This is a genomic window from Nonomuraea salmonea (assembly GCF_042428605.1).
GTDB classification, from domain to species: Bacteria; Actinomycetota; Actinomycetes; order Streptosporangiales; family Streptosporangiaceae; genus Nonomuraea; species Nonomuraea salmonea.
In genome coordinates this window covers 341,635-358,286 of the sequence record NZ_JBHMCF010000040.1, presented here as the reverse complement: position 1 = coordinate 358,286, position 16,652 = coordinate 341,635, and the positions used below count along the sequence as shown (strand labels likewise).

The following is a 16,652-nucleotide window of genomic DNA, read 5'->3' as shown; positions in this document are numbered from 1 at the left end:
TTGCCACCTTGGCCCTCCGGAAGCGGTAGAATGAAAAAGGATTCCGGACACGTCCGCTTGCGTGTCACCCCGGCAGCAAGCCGACTCCCCTGGGTGACCGCGCATCGGGGCACTCACGACGGTGACGGGCACGGCAGGGGCAGCTTCACGAGATGACGGCCTCCCCCGCCGCGTGTCCGCGGCAGGAGGATTTCGCAGTTGTCCTACGACGCTAGCTCAATCACCGTACTCGAGGGGCTTGAGGCGGTCCGCAAGCGCCCGGGTATGTATATCGGCTCCACCGGTGAGCGCGGCCTCCACCACCTCGTCCAAGAGATCGTGGACAACGCGGTGGACGAGGCCCTGGCAGGTTACGCCACCAGGATCGACATCACGCTGCTCGCCGACAACGGCGTCCGCGTGGTCGACGACGGGCGCGGCATCCCCACGGGCATCCACCCGGTGGAGAAGATCTCCGCGGTCGAGCTCGTGCTGACCACGCTGCACGCGGGCGGCAAGTTCGACAGCCAGTCGTACGCGGTCTCCGGCGGCCTCCACGGCGTCGGCTCGGCCGTCGTCAACGCGCTGTCCAGCGCCATGGAGGTGGAGGTCAAGCAGAACGGCCACTACTGGCGCCAGCGCTACGAGATGTCCAAGCCCACGGCCCCCCTGGCCAAGGGCGAGGAGACCGACGAGACCGGCACCACAATCACGTTCTGGCCCGACCCCGACGTCTTCGAGACCACCACCTGGAACTACGAGACGCTCTCGCGGCGCTTCCAGGAGATGGCCTTCCTCAACAAGGGCCTGCGGATCACCTTCACCGACGAGCGGCCCGACCACGTCAACGGCGAGCCGAAGACGGTCGAATACCACTACGAGGGCGGCCTGGCCGACTTCGTCAAGCACCTCAACACCAAGAAGGAGCCGGCGCACGCGTCGATCATCTCCTTCGAGGAGGAGAGCGACGGCCTCGCGGTCGAGATCGCGATGCAGTGGAACAACTCCTACTCGGAGTCGGTCTACAGCTTCGCCAACGTCATCAACACCGCTGAGGGCGGCACCCACGAAGAGGGCTTCCGCGCGGCGCTGACGTCCATCGTCAACCGCTACGCGCGCGAGCAGAAGTTCCTCAAGGAGGGCAAGGACGACAACCTCTCCGGCGAGGACGTCCGCGAGGGGCTGACCGCGATCATCTCGGTCAAGCTGTCCGACCCGCAGTTCGAGGGCCAGACCAAGACCAAGCTCGGCAACACCGAGGCGAAGTCGTTCGTCCAGAAGGCCTGCAACGACCACCTGCGCGACTGGTTCGAGCGCAACCCGGGCGAGGCCAAGGACATCATCAACAAGTCCCTGCAGGCCTCGCGCGCCCGCATCGCCGCCCGCCAGGCACGCGACCTGACCAGGCGCAAGTCGCTGCTGGAGTCGGGCAGCGGGCTGCCCGGCAAGCTGGCCGACTGCCAGTGGAACGACCCGGAGAAGTGCGAGCTGTTCATCGTCGAGGGCGACTCGGCGGGCGGCTCGGCCAAGGGCGGCCGCGACTCGCGTTACCAGGCGATCCTGCCCATCCGCGGCAAGATCCTCAACGTCGAGAAGGCGCGGATCGACAAGGTCCTGAAGAACAACGAGGTCCAGGCGCTGATCACGGCTCTGGGCACCGGTGTGCACGACGAGTTCGACATCAGCAAGCTGCGCTACCACAAGGTCATCCTCATGGCCGACGCCGACGTCGACGGCCAGCACATCAACACGCTGCTGCTGACGCTGCTGTTCCGGTTCATGCGGCCGCTGATCGAGGCCGGCCACGTCTACCTGTCGTGCCCGCCGCTCTACAAGATCAAGTGGGACCGCAAGGGCGAGGACGCCTCCTACGCCTACTCCGACCCGGAGCGCGACGCGGTCATCGCCGAGGGCATCGCCAACGGCAAGCCCGACCCGCGGCCGCGTGACAACGTCCAGCGCTTCAAGGGCCTCGGCGAGATGAACGCCAGCCAGCTCTGGGAGACCACGATGAACCCGGAGACCCGGCTGCTGCGGCTCGTCACCCTCGACGACGCGGCCCAGGCCGACGACCTGTTCAGCGTGCTGATGGGCGAGGACGTCGAAGCGCGGCGCGACTTCATCATCCGCAACGCGCGCGACGTCCGCTTCCTCGATGTTTAGTCAGAAGGACCTTTACCTGTGACGGACGTGAACACCACTCCCCCGGCTGAGCGCATCGAGCCGGTGGACATCCAGTCCGAGATGCAGCGCAGCTACATGGACTACGCGATGTCGGTCATCGTGTCCAGGGCGCTGCCGGACGTGCGAGACGGCCTCAAGCCCGTGCACCGCCGGGTGCTCTACGCGATGTACGACGGTGGCTACCGTCCCGACCGCGGCTACTTCAAGTGCGCCCGCGTCGTCGGCGACGTGATGGGCACCTACCACCCGCACGGCGACACCTCGATCTACGACGCCCTGGTGCGTCTGGCGCAGCCGTGGTCGCTGCGCTACCCGCTGGTCGACGGGCAGGGCAACTTCGGCTCGCCGGGCAACGACCCGGCGGCGGCGATGCGCTACACCGAGTGCAAGCTCGCGCCCATCGCCATGGAGATGCTGCGGGACATCGACAAGGAGACCGTCGACTTCCGCCCCAACTACGACGGCAAGTCGCAGGAGCCCGACGTCCTGCCGGCCCGCTTCCCGCAGCTGCTGGTCAACGGCTCGGGCGGCATCGCGGTCGGCATGGCGACCAACATCCCGCCCCACAACCTGCGCGAGGTCGCCTCGGCGGTCAAGTGGGCGCTGGAGAACCCTGAGGCCACCGACGAAGAGCTGCTCGAGGCGTCGATCAGGCTCGTCAAGGGCCCCGACTTCCCCACCAAGGCGCTCATCGTGGGCCGCCGGGGCATCGAGGACGCCTACCGCACCGGCCGCGGCTCGATCACCATGCGGGCCGTGGTCGAGGTCGAGGAGGACAAGGGGCGGCAGGCGCTGGTCGTCACCGAGCTGCCGTACCAGGTCAACCCCGACAACCTGGCGCTGAAGATCGCCGAGCTGGTGCGCGAGGGCAAGCTGACCGGCATCGCCGACGTACGCGACGAGAGCTCGTCGCGGGTCGGCCAGCGGCTGGTCATCGTGCTCAAGCGCGACGCGGTCGCCAAGGTCGTGCTCAACAACCTGTACAAGCACACCCAGCTCCAGGACACCTTCGGCGCCAACATGCTGGCGCTGGTCGACGGCGTGCCCCGCACGCTGCGCCTCGACCAGTTCATCCGGCACTACGTCGCCCACCAGATCGAGGTCATCGTCCGCCGGACGCGCTACCTCCTGCGCAAGGCCGAGGAGCGGGCCCACATCCTGCGCGGCCTGCTCAAGGCGCTCAGCCGGCTCGACGACGTCATCGCCCTCATCCGGGCCTCCGAGTCCGCCTCCGCCGCCCAGCAGGGCCTCATGGGGCTGCTGGACATCGACGAGGTGCAGGCGCAGGCCATCCTCGACATGCAACTGCGCAAGCTGGCCGCCCTGGAGCGGCAGGCCATCCAGGACGAGTACGACTCCCTGATGACGCAGATCGCCGAGTACAACTCGATCCTGGCCAGCGAGAGCCGGCAGCGCGAGATCATCAACGAGGAGCTGGCCGAGCTGGTCGGCCGCTACGGCGACGACCGGCAGACGGAGATCATCGCCTACGACGGTGACATGTCCATCGAGGACCTCATCGCCGAAGAGGAGATCGTCGTCACGATCACCAGGGGCGGCTACGCCAAGCGCACCCGTACCGACCTCTACCGGGCGCAGAAGCGCGGCGGCAAGGGCGTGCGCGGTGCCCAGCTGCGCCAGGACGACATCGTCGACCACTTCTTCGTCACGACCACCCACCACTGGCTGCTGTTCTTCACGAACAAGGGCCGGGTCTACCGGGTCAAGGCGTACGAGCTGCCCGACGCCGGTCGCGACGCGCGCGGCATGCACCTGGCGAACCTGCTCGCCATGCAGCCGGACGAGACCGTCATGGAGGTCCTCGACCTGCGCGACTACAACGTCGCGCCCTACCTCGTCCTCGCCACCCGCAGCGGCCTGGTCAAGAAGACCCGCCTGGCCGAGTACGACTCCCCCAGGTCGGGCGGTCTGATCGCGATCAACCTGCGCGAGGACGACGAGGTCATCGGCGCCCGGCTGGTCTCCGAGGCCGACGACCTGCTGCTCGTCTCCAAGGGCGCGCAGTCCATCCGGTTCACCGCATCAGACGACGCGCTGCGGCCCATGGGCCGCGCGACCAGCGGCGTCATCGGCATGAGGTTCCTCGAAGGTGACGAACTTCTCGCCATGAATCGGATCGCCGACGGTCAAGACGTGCTTATCGCCACCGAGGGCGGGTACGCGAAACGGACGCCAGTTGAGCAGTATCCGGTCCAAGGACGTGGCGGTAGAGGCGTGCTTACTGCGAAGATTGTGACTTCTCGTGGCAAGCTGGTCGGAGCCGCCATGGTCAACCCAGAGGACGAGGTCTTCGCGATCACGTCCGCAGGCGGCGTGATCCGGACGAGTGCCGGTGAGATCAAGCAGTCCGGCCGCCAGACCATGGGAGTTCGATTGATGAATCTCGCTGAAGGCGACAGCGTGGTGGCCCTCGCCCGGAACGCGGAGTCATTGGAGACTTCGGTGGAGAGTGAGGAAGACGGGGGAGGAGAGTAACCCATGAGCGCCCAGGGTGGCACCGCCAGGACCACGGCGGCTTCGGGTAACGGACAGCAGCCGAAGAAGCCCACAGAAACCGAGATCTTCAACGCGGTGGACGACGGCAAGGACACCTCGCCCGCACAGGGCAGGCCCAGGCCGGGCCAGGAGGACAACAAGCCCTCCCAGCCGCAACAGTCACACCAGGCGGGCCCGATGAGCCCGCCCGCGTCTGCCGGCCCTCAGGGCGGGCAGACGGAGAACAACGACACCGTGCGCCTGCGCCCGTCGCTGGCCACGGAGGCCCCACCGGCCGTCGAGCTGCCCAAGAAGAAGTCGTCGTCCAACTCGTCGGGAGGTCGGCTCCCCCGCAAGGCCCACCTGGTCCTGCGCCGCGTCGAGCCGTGGTCGGCCATGAAGTTCAGCTTCGTGGTCTCCCTGGTCTGCTTCGTGGTGCTGTTCGTGGCGGTCGCCGTGCTGTACGGCGTGCTGTCGGCCCTGGGCGTGTTCGACTCGATCGTCGACCTGGTCAACCAGCTCGGCAAGGGCGAGCAGGGCCAGAGCTCCATCCCGATCGACATCGCCTCCTGGTTCGAGCCCGTACGCATCCTCGGCTACACGGCTCTGATCGGGGCGGTCAACGTCGTCCTGATCACGGCGCTGGCCACCCTGGGTGCGGTCATCTACAACATCGCCTCCGATCTGGTGGGCGGCGTCGAGGTGACGTTCAGCGAGGCCGAGTAGGGTTTTTGCTCGCGTCGTGCGCCCACGTACGGCGCGAGCAGCCCGCCGGACACGGTAAGCTTTACCTCGTCCCGAACAACCGGTTCGCCTCTGTGCGGCGGATGCGATAACGTTCGGGGTGCGAGCGGGGCTATAGCTCAGACGGTTAGAGCGCTTCCCTGATAAGGAAGAGGTCCCAGGTTCAAGTCCTGGTAGCCCCACCCAGATGACCAGCCAAGAAGAGTCGCTTTCTAACTAGGAAGCGGCTCTTTTTCGCGTCGTGGGAGAATTTGGGAGACGACCTCGGACGCGGTGCCCTCCCGCCACTTCGTCAGTTCCCTGTCGAGCAGCGGGATCGCGCTGTACCGCGCGCCGGCTTGGGCCCGTACGCCGCGATTGCCAGTACTCCGGTGACACTTCGCGATCATGGCTGGTTCCGTCCTGGCAGTGGCGGCTACCCCGCGTACCGACGACATACCACGCCCATACCCCTGCTCCCTAAGCTCACGGTCCATGGGTCAGCCCCGGTGGCCACAAGCGTGGCGCCGGGTGCCGCGACACCCATGCTGCCCAGCGGAAGGATTCGCCGCGCAGAGTGTGGCAGTTGCACTTGCGTGGCCTCGGAGAAAGGTGTTCGGTGAGACGAGTTCTGGCGGTAGCCGCACTGGTAGCGGCAACCAGCATGACGCTTTTTGCCAGCGCGACCCCGGCGAGCGCGAATACGAGGGTGGCCTTCTACTCCTCGTGGGACGCTTGCAAGAGTGCCGAGAAGGTTTTGCAAGTGGTATTCGTCTGGAGGGACTACTACTGCGCCTTCGCCCCGAAGGGATATGAGTTGTGGTGGCGGTAAGTCTTGGGGTCCGTCGGGTGCTCGATTGATGGTGTGAGCTCACGAGACGCCATCACCAACGCGCTCCGCCATCCGATTTCCGGAGAGCGGCCATTCTGCTGTATGCGTGCTTATCCGCGTGACGGTCGCCACTCTCGCCTGAGCAAGCCGTACACCCATGAGTCGGACACATCGCCGTTCACGATGCAGTTCTCGCGCAACGTCCCTTCGCGTGCGAATCCGATCTTCTCCAGGACGCGGGCGGACGCTTCGTTGCGCGTGTCGGTCTCGGCCTGCACCCGGTTGAGATCCAGGGTGTCGAAGGCCCATCCCAGCAAGGCGTGGGCGGCCTCTGTCGCGTAGCCGTGGCCCCACATCTTCTCGTCGAGGCAGTAGCCCAGCGACGCGCTGCGGAAGTCCGGGTCCCAGTCGATCAGGCCGCACCAGCCGACGAAGGCCCCGTCAGAAGTACGGTCGATGGCCACCCGGGCGTCGGTGCCTGAGTCCGCCCTCTTGCGGCACAACTCGATGAAGCGCTTGGCGCGGGCCCTGTCGGTCCACGGCGGGGCGTCCCAGTAGCGCATGACGTAGGCGCTGCTGTGCATCGCGAAGAGGGGCTCGGCGTCGGCGTCAGAGAAGGGGCGCAGTCGCAGGCGGGCGGTGTCCAGGGTGGGGATGGCCAAGGTCATGCGTACATCCTGGCGTTTTGAGGGCGTCCGGGAAACCGAATTTCCGGGGGCCCCGCCCGGTCGAAAGTGCTGGTCCTGGACGGCACTTTCGACCGATGCCGCTCTTGGGGTGTGGTCCCGCAGACTTGGGGCTCATGTCAGAGAGAAGACGGCGTATCGACGCGCTTGATGTGATCCGCGGGTTCGCGCTCTGCGGGATCCTGCTGGCCAATGTGGGACCGATCTCCAACATCAGCGGCAAGGTCGTGCCGGCCGGTCCTGGCGACTGGACGGGGTACGTCGTTGATCACCGGTTCTTCCCCATCTTCGCCGTTCTGTTCGGGATGGGGTTCGCGCTGCTGCTGGAGTCGGCCGAGGGTCGTACGGCGAGTCCGCGGCTGCTCCTGGTGCGCCGACTGGTCGTGTTGCTCGTGATCGGCCTCCTGCACATGTTCCTGGTCTGGCCGGGGGACGTGCTCGCCATCTACGCGGCCTCCGGGCTGGTGTTCCTGCTGCCGTCGACCTGGCTGCCGCGGTGGACGGTCGCGGGCCTCGCCGCTGTGATCCTCGTGGCGTCCCTGTCCGTCACCGACGGCTACCTGCTCGCCCCGGGCCTGCTGCTGGCGGGCGCCGCACTGGTCAGGTTCGGCGTGATCGACCGGATCGAGCGGTCCGTGAAGGGGACGGCCATCACGGGCGCGCTGCTCGCGGCGGCCGCGGCACCGGTGCTGGCGGCGCAGGTCGTCATGCCAACGAACGGTCCCGTCGGCCGGGCCGGCGGTGTCGTGACGGCGGTCGCCGGCATGCTGATCGGCGGGGTGTACGTGTGCGTGCTGCTGCTCCTGCTCAGGACGCCGCTGCGGGCGGCGCTGCACGCGCTCTTCGCGCCGCTGGGGAAGATGGCGCTGACGAACTATCTCACCGCCTCGATCCTGGTGCTGGCCGTGGCGCACCTGCACGGTCGTCCGCAGGACTGGACGCAGCCCGTGCTCCTGGCGGTCGCGATCGGGGTGCTGGCCGCGCAGTGGGTGTTCTCCACATTCTGGCTGCGGCATTATCGGTACGGGCCGCTCGAATGGTTGTGGCGCTGGGCCACGTGGGGGCGCCGTCCGGCCATTGGACGTTCGCACAATTCTGGACGGACCATCACCGCAGGCCCCGGCTCAGGCGGGGTCGACTCGATCCACATCAAGAAGTAACGACGCCACCGCGCGGCCGGCGTTCCGGGTACGTCGGCCGTACGTATCCCCCGAGATGGCGATCATGGTTCAGGATGGCTCCTGTGACTGAGCGCGATTTATTCGCCTATGCGTTGGTGGCCGGGGGCGTCTCGCTGGCCGTGGCCGTCCTCGCGGTGGTCTTCGGAGGGACGGCGTTCGCGAGCGCGTGTGCTCTGATAGGCATCGGGTTCATGGTCGGGGCGCTGGCCCTGGCCGTCTATGAGCAGCGCGACAAGGGGGCCTGACGGGGTGGTCATCAGGGATGCCGTGAGCCAGGACTGGGACGGGATCTATCCGTTCTATGCGGCGATCATGGTGGAAGGGCGGACATTTCCGTTTCCTGAGCGGCAGAGCCTCGAAGAGGCGCGGCCGTGGTGGATGGAGCAGCCGCCCGGCAAGACCGTCGTCGCGGTCGATGACGACGGCGTGATCGTGGGGTCGGCCAAGATGGGGCCCAACCGGCCCGGGCGGGGGTCGCATGTGGCCACGGCGTCGTTCATCGTGGATCCGGCGCACCAGGGCAAGGGGATCGGGCGGGCGCTGGGGGAGTATGTGATCGACTGGTGCCTCAGCCGGAGATTTCGTGGCATCCAGTTCAATGCGGTGGTTGAGAGTAATCGGGCGGCTGTCCAGCTCTATCGGTCGCTGGGGTTCGAGGTCATCGGCACCGTGCCCGAGGCGTTCGATCATCCGGATGAGGGGCTCGTCGGGCTGCATGTGATGTATCTGCGGCTGAACCCCGCCGCAGGCTCGTACGTCTGAAGGGCATGCGATGTCTTGCCCTTCTCGGTCTCGTCGTGCTGACCGCCTGCGGGAGCACAACGGCTTTCAGCGAGCCGGCCACGTACGCAGCCGGGTCCGTCACCGTGCTGGAGAGTCCCGAGCACGGGCCGCAGCTGTGCGACGTGGTGGCCGAGTCGCTGCCGCCCCAGTGCACGGGGCCGGACGTCGTGGGCTGGGACTGGGCGAAGGTGGAGCACGAGAGCGCCGGCGGGACGAGGTGGGGCCGCTACAAGGTGACCGGCACCTGGGACGGCTCCCGGCTGACCCTGACCGAGGCGCCAGGAAAAGCGGTCGAGGTCAAGGCCGAGGAGCCGCGGTTCGACAGCCCCTGTCCGGCTCCTACGGGTGGCTGGCGACCGGTCGATCCCGCCAAGGCGACGCAGGCCGCGCTGGAGAAGACCCAGCAGCGGCTGCAGAACGAGGAGGCCGTGGGCGGGGTGTGGCTGGACCAGAGCTACCTGGAGTCGATTCCGGGCTACGACGACAGCAAGCGCGAGTGGTCCGAGAAGTACGCCAACGACCCCACTCGGCTGGTGCTGAACGTGAAGTTCACCGGCGACCTGGCCGGTCGGGAGGCGTGGGTGCGGGAGAGTTGGGGCGGCGCGCTCTGCGTCAGCCAGGCTCGGCGCAGCGAGGAGTCGTTGCGGCAGGTCCAGGAGGGCCTCGGTGAGGATCTCGGCCAGGCGTTCCTGTCGTCCTCGGTCGATGTGATGAAGGAGCAGGTCCTCGTCGGCGTCTGGGTGGCCGACGAGGACGTGCAGGGGCGACTGGACGACAAGTACGGGGCGGGCGTCGTACGGCTGGATGGGGTGTTGCAGCCGGTCGGCTAACGGCAGGCAGCCGGGCGACCCGGTCGGCCGACTTCCCCGATGCCTAGTCGGGCCAGGTCATGTTGATCGAGCGTTCGAAGTTGACGTAACCGGCCCTTGCGAACGCCTGCGCCATCGGGGTGTTGCCGAGGTCGGTGGCGGCGCGGATGCGGGGGACGTGCTCCGCGGCGAGGATGCGGGTGCCCTCGGCGAGGAGGTCGTCGATGTAACCGTTGCCGCGATGTGCGGGCAGGACGGCGATGTAGCCGATGATCGCGTTGTAGTCGTTGCGGCCGGGGGTGACGAAACCGACCGGTTCGCCGCCGGGCAGCGTCGCGACCCGCCACCACGCGCGGGGGCTGGTGTAGCGGGCGATCTCGTCCTCGTAGTGCCTGACGGCGGCCTCGCGGGGGGACATGTGGGTCAGATCGTCCCTGCTGTGGGCGTCGAGCGTGCCGTCGAGCACCTCGGTCATCAGGTCGAGCAGCTCGTTCTCGTCACGGACCGGCCGGAAGCTCAGGCGTCCCGACGGCTCGTGGATCGGCGTGCCTGGCCGCCATTCCAGGCGCAGGCGTTCGACGAACAGGCGGGCGCCGGTGCTCTCCAGCACGGCCATGCGGTCCTCGACGGCACGTCTGTCGGTCTCGCGCCAGTCGGGTGGGACGAAGCGGAGGTATTCCGGTGGTCTGCCGCCTGCGGGGAGCGTCTCGGCCATGGCGGTGCGCAGCAGGCGTACGGCGACGTCGACGGCGCCTTCTTCGAGGTCGAGGATGTCGAGCAGGAAGGGGTCGTCGTCCTTGTCGCGGCCCCACCAGGCGAGCCTGGCGAGCAGGCGGTCGCCGCGCAGGGCCATCCACATCCAGCTCGGATGGCGGCGGCCGGCGGCGAGGTCGTCGGCCAGCTCGTGGTTGAGGGTGTAGGGGTGCCGGTTGAAGAGGTCGAGCTCTTCCAAGCCGGTGATCGGGCGAATGGTCAGGTCTTGCACGGTCTAGGCACTCTCCGGTGGAAGGCGCCTGGCCGCTCCGGGGCTCAGCGGTGGTCGGAGCCCCGGGAGGGCACAAGCGCGATGAACGTGGGCTTCATGGGCTTATCCCTCCTCTCTGTGTCGTCTGGGTGGTTTCTATCGGGCTCGCCGGTGGGACCGCAAACGGTTTTCGGTCAGCACGTGTTCGGCTGCCGGGTGGTGCCGGGCGGTGCGGTGGAGCCGAACAGGCTCGTCGAGCCCCATGCCCTGATGAGCTCGGCGGGTACGGGCGCGGCGCAGACGCGGGCGTCGAAGCGGCCTCGGTAGGTCCAGGGGGAGTCGCCGCGGGCCGTCCAGTAGTGCTGGCCGTCGCGGAGGGCGACGGCGTGGAACTCGTCCTCCTGCGGGGTCTCGCCGAAGATCATGCCCAGGTAGACGATGGCGTCGTCCACAGGGACGCCGGTGGTGGCGAGCTGGGTGCGGGTCGCCGGGGAGAGGGTCAGCGGGATGGCGGAGCCGGCGGGGAGGCGGTCGTCCAGCGAGTCGTCGTACTCGGCGTTCTCCGGGTCCACGGTCTGCGCCGGGGTGGTCTGCGCCGGGGTGGTCTGCGCCGGGATGGTCTGTGCTGGAGTGGTCTGTGCTGGGGTGGGTGTCGCCTGTGGGGGCTGCAGGAGCACCGTGAAGGTGGCGGCCACGGCGGCGACGAAGGTGCTGAGCAGGCCCAGGACCAGTAACAGGGCGCTGCGTGGCCTTGATCGGTCGCTCACTGACGCTTTGTACCACGGTTCTAGGATTTTTGATCTGAATCCCGGCTATGGGAGCTGTGGGTAACGTGCCGGCGGTGAGGAAACAGAGGAGAAGCGCGCGGTCCGTCGCCGTCGTGGGGGCGGCGGCGGCCGTGATGCTCGGCGGGATGGCGGCGCCCGCGCAGGCGGCGGAGAACTATGGGCAGTACTCCCGGTTCGGCGAGCGCAGCGCCGGGCAGCATTGGGCGGACGGGCAGGTCGCGGGGCAGTGGGCGTGGAAGCCGCTGTCGTCCACGACGTCCGAGATCAGCTGGGGCGACCCGAAGAAGTGGCCGCCGGCGTACGGGGAGAAGTTCGTCCACAGCGGTGACTGGCTGATGCTGGACGGGTGGCGGGACAACGGGACGTACTACACCGTGCGCGTCACCAAGGAGCAGATCGGCGACGCCAAGTGCGGAAATCTGCGGGCTCTCGCCACGTCGGGGCGTCAGCACTACGTCAAGTGGGGCATCTCCTCCCAGGGCTACTGCTTGAAGGCGTGGGGGACGATCACCGAGAAATCGTCAGGGAAGGTGGTCGACTTCGGGCACACCCAGATCTGGTCGCCGCCCGCGCCCTGCTCGAACCGCTACCTGGGTGATCAGACCTGCATCAAGCAGTGGGAGTCCTGGTGGGACAACAACGGCAGCCCGGGCAAGCCGATCGCGCGGAAGCTCGAACGGGATCAGTACATCGCCCGCGGTAAGGGGATGGCTTTTAAGATCCACCAGTATTTCCCGAAGGAGTGGAAGTCGGAGGCCAAGTCGTACTGGACCTGGTGACTGGGGCTGTGGACGGCGGGTGGGAGCCGGCCTCTCGGGGCCGGGACCTGCCCGCCGTCTTTTGGGTTCCCGGGGTGGTCGGGGCGGTGTTCATCCACAGGTTGAGGGGCGCGGTGGATGACGGCCTGGTCCGACTGTCAGAGGTGGGGACGGGGGGTAATTTGCGGCGTTATGTACTAGTGACTTTTCCGGTGTGGTATGGCCGGTCCTGGGGTGTTGGGCAGCGGCTGGGCGATGGTCGGCCCGGCCGGTTGATGGCGGCTCTGAGCTGGGAAAACGTGGATCTCCGCTGGTCGGCGCGGGGGTGGCTGCTCAGGGGGTGCGGAAGGCTCCCCTGGAGGCTGTGGGCGGGGTCCGCGCGCGGGGGTTCTGCGGGCTGTGGATAACCGTCCTCGGCGAGGTCGCTCGGACGGGTTATCCACAGGGGGCATTGGTTATCCACAGATTGTGGGTCGGCGGCTTTCCGGCGTCGCGCAGCGGCCATGATGCCCGTCAGGAGGTGCGGCGACGATGTTGCTGAGCGAGGACGGCGGAGTCGCCGGGAAGGTCACGGGCGGCCAGGCCGGCGGCCACCCGGTCGCGGAGGTCGGCGGGCTTGTGGTCGTCATATTTGAACTTCGCGCGTACGCCGGTCACGCGCAGCCGCAGGCCGCGCACGGCGGACAACTGCTTGTGGTACGGGCCCGCGTCGGGCGCGATCTCCCCGTGGTCGCCGGCGGGCTGGTGGTGGGCGAGCTGGCGGCGCAGGATGTCGGCCTTGCCCTCCTTGTCGTCCACGATCTCGGCCTGGCAGATGAGCTGGACGGAGGCGTAATAGCTGGTGGGCACGCCGGTCTCGGGGGAGTCGGAGCGCCAGCCGGTCGGGATGTAGGCGTAGTCGTCATAGACGCTGACCACCGCCGCCGGGTTGGCCTCCAGGGCCTGCCAGATCGGGTTGGGGCGGGCCAGGTGGAGCAGCACGTGGTCGTGGCCGTCGTACAGGAAGTGGGTGGGCACGACGACCGGGGGATCGCCGTCCACGCCGTTGACGGCGATCTGGCCGAAATCTCGGGCGCTGAGCCAGGTGCGCCATTCGTCGTCGGTTCTCGCGGCGTCCCAGGGGTGAATCAACATGCCCGCCTCTTTGTATTAGTACATAATAGGCATTGTGTCAGAAACATACCTGATCGGCGGTACGACGGCCAGCGAGATCGCGGCGGGGGTCGAGGTGGCGGTGTCCGAGGGGCGGCTGCCTCCTGGGGCGACGCTGCCACCGGTGCGCGAGGTGGCCGCCATGGCAGGAGTCAGCCCTGGCACGGCGGCGGCCGCGTACCGGCTGCTGCGCGAGCGCGGCGTCATCGAGACGGCCGGGCGGCGCGGCACGCGGGTCAGGGCGCGGCCGGCGACCATGCTCAGGGAGGAGATCCGGGTCGAGGTGCCGCCGGGGGTGCGCGATCTGTCCCAGGGCAACCCCGATGCCCGTCTCCTGCCGCCGCTGCACGACGCCCTGGCCGCCGCCGCGCGGGCGCACGAGGAGCGGCCCGCCATGTACGGCACCGGCGACGACGACGAGCTGCTGGCGCTGGCGGGTGCGGGCTTGCGGGCCGATGGGGTGCCTTCCGGGCCGCTGGCCGTCACCTCGGGCACTCTCGACGCCGTCGAACGCGTGCTCGCCGGGCACCTGCGGCCTGGCGACGCCATCGCGGTCGAGGACCCGGGGTGGACGGCGCTGCTCGACCTCGTCGCCGTGCTGGGGTTGCGTCCTGTGCCGGTGCGGGTGGATGACGATGGGCCCGTCCCTGACGAGTTGGGGCGAGCGTTGCGTGGCGGCGTGCGGGCGGTGGTGGTCACTGCTCGGGCGCAGAATCCGACCGGTGCCGCCGTGACCTCCGCGCGGGCGGTGGAGTTGCGTGCGGTGCTGGGCTCTTATCCGGAGGTGTTGCTGATCGAGGACGACCATGGGGCCGGGTTCGTGGACGTGCCGCTGCATCCGCTGGCCGGGGCCACGGCTCGGTGGGTGCTGCTGCGGTCCACGGCCAAGGCGTTCGGGCCCGACCTGCGGCTCGCGCTGGTCACCGGCGACCCTGTCACGCTGGGGCGGCTGCGGGGGCGGCAGCGGTTGGCCGCCGGGTGGGTGAGTCACCTGCTGCAACGTACGGTCGCGTACCTGTGGCGTACGCATGCGGTGGATCCTACGGCGGTGGCGGCGTCTTATGGGCGGCGGCGGGACGGGCTGGTCGGCGCGCTCGGGCGGCGTGGCATCGCGGCGCACGGGCGGAGCGGGCTGAACGTGTGGATTCCCGTCGCCGACGAGTCCACCGCCATCACCCGGTTGCTTGCTCGGGGGTGGGCTTGTGCGCCTGGGGCTCGCAATCGCGTCGCTGCTCCGCCGGCGTTGCGGCTCACTGTCTCGACGTTGGAGGTGGAGGAGCTTGAGCCGCTCGCCGACGCCTTGGCGGCTGCCCTGATGCCGGTCGGGGGTGGGCGGTACGGGTGAGTGCGGTACAGGTGAGTGCGGGCGCGAGTTGAGGTGGAAAGGGGCCTGATTCGTCCACAGTGGGGTGGAAGGGAGCCGAGTTTGTCCACAGGGTGTGAGAACATGCGTCGCCCTGAGGCGTGAGGGCCCTCGCTTTTGCGGCGAGGGCCCTCACGGTGGTCAGGTCAGGAGCGGCTCGCCGATCCAGGTGCCGGGGGTGCAGCCTGGTGGGATGGCGAAGACTGCCGACCCGATCGTGGTGATCCACTCGTTGAGCAGGTCGCCTTCGGCCAGCATCCGCTGGATCGGGACGAACTGCTGGTCGATGTCCGCCTGGTACGACGCGAACAGCAGCCCCGAGTCCGGCTTGCCCTCAGGGGTCAGGCCGTCGTCGTAGTTGTACGGACGCCGCAGCAGCCGCAGCGCCGGGTCGGCCACGTGAGCGCGCCTGATGTGGGCGTACTCCGAGATGACCGGGAAGCCGAGCCGGTTCTTCCGGGCGTAGTCAGGTTCGTCCCGTTCGGTGGTGCCGGTGAGCGGGGCGCCGGTGTCGAGCCTGCGGCCGATGGTGAACTCCCTGGCCGTACGGTCGACGGCGTCCCACGTCTCCAGCGCCATCCGGATCCTGCGCAGCACCAGCGTGGTGCCGCCGGTCAGCGGGCCCTGGCTGATCCAGACGGCTTCGTCCAGGTCAGTGGCGTTGCCGGTGCCCTCGATCTGGCCCATCAGGTTGCGCCGGGTCGCGGAACGGAAGCCGCGTTGCGCCCACCGTACGCGGGCGAACGACCGTGCGTCCTTCACGAGCATCCGTACGGCGTGCGCGACCGTCACGTTGTCGTCCGCGCACACCTGCACCAGCAGGTCTCCCCCGCTCCACCGCTCGTCCAGGCGATCGGTGGTGAAGCGGGGCAGCGGTGACACCGGCGATTCCGTCCCGGCCGCCTTGAACAGCCCTGGCCCGAAGCCGAAGGTGCAGGTCAGGCGGGCTGGGTTCGCGGCCAGTTCGGGTTCGGTGTCGGCGAGCGCCGGACGTCCCTGGGTGAGGCGGGCGGCGTCGTCGGTGAGGAGCTTGAGCAGGCGTACGAGGGCCTCCTTGCGGGTGTCCGGCAGCAGGTCGAAGCCGAGGAAGACGGCGTGCGCCTGCGGCTCCGTCGCCACGCCTGCCTGGTGGGGGCCGTGGAAGGGCTCGGTACGTGACGCTGTCGTCCCGGCCGCAACGCCCTGGGCGGGCGTACCGGCCCGATCGATGCCGGTCGCGACCGTGCCCGCGCGGGTGGACGTGCCGGCGGACGGTGCGGACTGCGGGGCGGCGGGCGTACCGGGCTGATCGGTGGCTGGGGCGCAGCCCACCAGGGCGCCGGCCGCTGTGACGGCGCCTCCGGTGAGCAGGCCGCGGCGGCTGATCACTTGTGCCCCGGCTGGTAGTCCTCCTCGCCGCCGGCGAAGTCCTTGCCGACGGCCGTGAACTCCAGCGGCTGCCCGCCCTGCACCTGCAGCGTGAACGGGATCTGCGCGCCGGGCAGGACCTCCTTGGTGACGTCCATCAGCATGATGTGGTCGCCGCCCGGCTCGAGGAGGTGGGTGCCGCGGGCGGGCACCACGAACCCGCCCTCCTTGGGACGCATGACCATCTTGCCGTCGTTCTCCACCACCTCGTGCAGCTCGATCGCCGAGGAGAGGGATGAGGTGCCGGAGACGATGGTGATCGGCTGGTCGGTGTCGTTGACCAGCGTCCCGAATGCGGCGGTCATCCCCTTCTTGGTGGTCTTCACCCAGGGGTCGGTGATGCTCAGCCCACCGGTCGCGGCGACGGCGGACGTGGACGTGGCCGGTGAGGCGGCCGGAGCGGTCGGTTCCGCGGTGGGGGAGCCGCAGGCGGTCAGCGCCACGACGGTGGCCGCGAGCACGAGGACATGACGAGAGAACATGGGAATGCCTTTCTCCGCCCGGCATGCCGAAGCAGACCCTGCCGGGCGTGGTGGGTCGTCAGATG

The 16,652-nt window shown here is 68.6% G+C and carries 15 protein-coding genes and 1 tRNA gene; 10 read left to right on the top strand and 6 right to left on the bottom strand.

The features are described 5' to 3' along the window. Positions 1-198: 198 nt before the first annotated feature. The 4 genes from gyrB to ACFFR3_RS36750 all read left to right on the top strand — a co-directional run bounded on the left by gyrB (position 199) and on the right by ACFFR3_RS36750 (position 5,585). A complete protein-coding gene (gyrB, locus tag ACFFR3_RS36765; protein WP_345393163.1) occupies positions 199-2,142 on the top strand; it encodes a DNA topoisomerase (ATP-hydrolyzing) subunit B in 1,944 nt (647 codons plus the stop codon). Positions 2,143-2,160: 18 nt separating this feature from the next. Further along, entirely contained in the window at positions 2,161-4,659 is a 2,499-nt protein-coding gene (gene gyrA, locus ACFFR3_RS36760; RefSeq protein ID WP_364368689.1) for a DNA gyrase subunit A, read from the top strand. Between the two features lie 3 nt (positions 4,660-4,662). After that, positions 4,663-5,385, top strand: coding sequence for a DUF3566 domain-containing protein (locus ACFFR3_RS36755; protein WP_345393166.1), 723 nt, complete (start codon positions 4,663-4,665; stop codon positions 5,383-5,385). Between the two features lie 126 nt (positions 5,386-5,511). After that, positions 5,512-5,585: transfer RNA gene (locus ACFFR3_RS36750), tRNA-Ile, on the top strand. 739 nt (positions 5,586-6,324) lie between these two features. Here ACFFR3_RS36750 and ACFFR3_RS36745 read toward each other — a convergent pair. Continuing rightward, positions 6,325-6,882: a GNAT family N-acetyltransferase gene (locus ACFFR3_RS36745; protein WP_345393169.1), complete on the bottom strand. Its 558-nt coding sequence runs from the start codon at positions 6,880-6,882 to the stop codon at positions 6,325-6,327. Positions 6,883-7,016: 134 nt separating this feature from the next. Here ACFFR3_RS36745 and ACFFR3_RS36740 point away from each other — a divergent pair, with 134 nt between their 5' ends. From ACFFR3_RS36740 to ACFFR3_RS36725, 4 genes are all read left to right on the top strand, one after another. Then, entirely contained in the window at positions 7,017-8,060 is a 1,044-nt protein-coding gene (locus tag ACFFR3_RS36740) for a DUF418 domain-containing protein (protein WP_345393172.1), read from the top strand. 83 nt (positions 8,061-8,143) lie between these two features. Continuing rightward, positions 8,144-8,326, top strand: a complete 183-nt coding sequence (locus tag ACFFR3_RS36735; protein WP_364368682.1) for a hypothetical protein — start codon at positions 8,144-8,146, stop codon at positions 8,324-8,326. Next, positions 8,301-8,843: a GNAT family N-acetyltransferase gene (locus tag ACFFR3_RS36730; protein WP_379484631.1), complete on the top strand. Its 543-nt coding sequence runs from the start codon at positions 8,301-8,303 to the stop codon at positions 8,841-8,843. Before ACFFR3_RS36735 ends, ACFFR3_RS36730 begins: the two co-directional genes overlap by 26 nt. A 5-nt stretch (positions 8,844-8,848) precedes the next feature. Further along, entirely contained in the window at positions 8,849-9,694 is an 846-nt protein-coding gene (locus tag ACFFR3_RS36725; RefSeq protein WP_379484630.1) for a hypothetical protein, read from the top strand. Between the two features lie 43 nt (positions 9,695-9,737). Here the strand turns inward: ACFFR3_RS36725 and ACFFR3_RS36720 are convergent, their stop codons facing one another. Together ACFFR3_RS36720 and ACFFR3_RS36715 are read right to left on the bottom strand one after the other, a co-directional pair. Then, a complete protein-coding gene (locus ACFFR3_RS36720) occupies positions 9,738-10,658 on the bottom strand; it encodes a GNAT family N-acetyltransferase (protein ID WP_379484629.1) in 921 nt (306 codons plus the stop codon). Between the two features lie 173 nt (positions 10,659-10,831). After that, a complete protein-coding gene (locus ACFFR3_RS36715; RefSeq protein WP_364368670.1) occupies positions 10,832-11,404 on the bottom strand; it encodes a hypothetical protein in 573 nt (190 codons plus the stop codon). 74 nt (positions 11,405-11,478) lie between these two features. Between ACFFR3_RS36715 and ACFFR3_RS36710 the strand changes: the two genes are divergently transcribed. Further along, positions 11,479-12,204, top strand: a complete 726-nt coding sequence (locus ACFFR3_RS36710) for a hypothetical protein (protein WP_379484628.1) — start codon at positions 11,479-11,481, stop codon at positions 12,202-12,204. 492 nt (positions 12,205-12,696) lie between these two features. Here ACFFR3_RS36710 and ACFFR3_RS36705 read toward each other — a convergent pair whose 3' ends face one another. Further along, complete coding sequence (locus ACFFR3_RS36705; protein ID WP_345393190.1) at positions 12,697-13,317, bottom strand: FMN-binding negative transcriptional regulator; 621 nt, start codon at positions 13,315-13,317, stop codon at positions 12,697-12,699. Between the two features lie 34 nt (positions 13,318-13,351). On the opposite strand from ACFFR3_RS36705, the gene ACFFR3_RS36700 reads away from it, so the two are divergent. Further along, entirely contained in the window at positions 13,352-14,680 is a 1,329-nt protein-coding gene (locus ACFFR3_RS36700; protein ID WP_364368664.1) for an aminotransferase class I/II-fold pyridoxal phosphate-dependent enzyme, read from the top strand. A 159-nt stretch (positions 14,681-14,839) separates the two neighbouring features. Here ACFFR3_RS36700 and ACFFR3_RS36695 read toward each other — a convergent pair whose 3' ends face one another. Next, positions 14,840-16,066 carry a Dyp-type peroxidase gene (locus ACFFR3_RS36695; RefSeq protein WP_379484627.1) on the bottom strand — a complete coding sequence of 409 codons (1,227 nt, stop codon included), beginning with the start codon at positions 16,064-16,066 and terminating at the stop codon, positions 14,840-14,842. Then, on the bottom strand, positions 16,063-16,587 hold the full coding sequence (locus tag ACFFR3_RS36690; protein ID WP_345393196.1) for a copper chaperone PCu(A)C: 525 nt from the start codon (positions 16,585-16,587) through the stop codon (positions 16,063-16,065). The genes ACFFR3_RS36695 and ACFFR3_RS36690 overlap by 4 nt, the downstream gene beginning before the upstream one ends. Between the last annotated feature and the right edge of the window lie 65 nt (positions 16,588-16,652).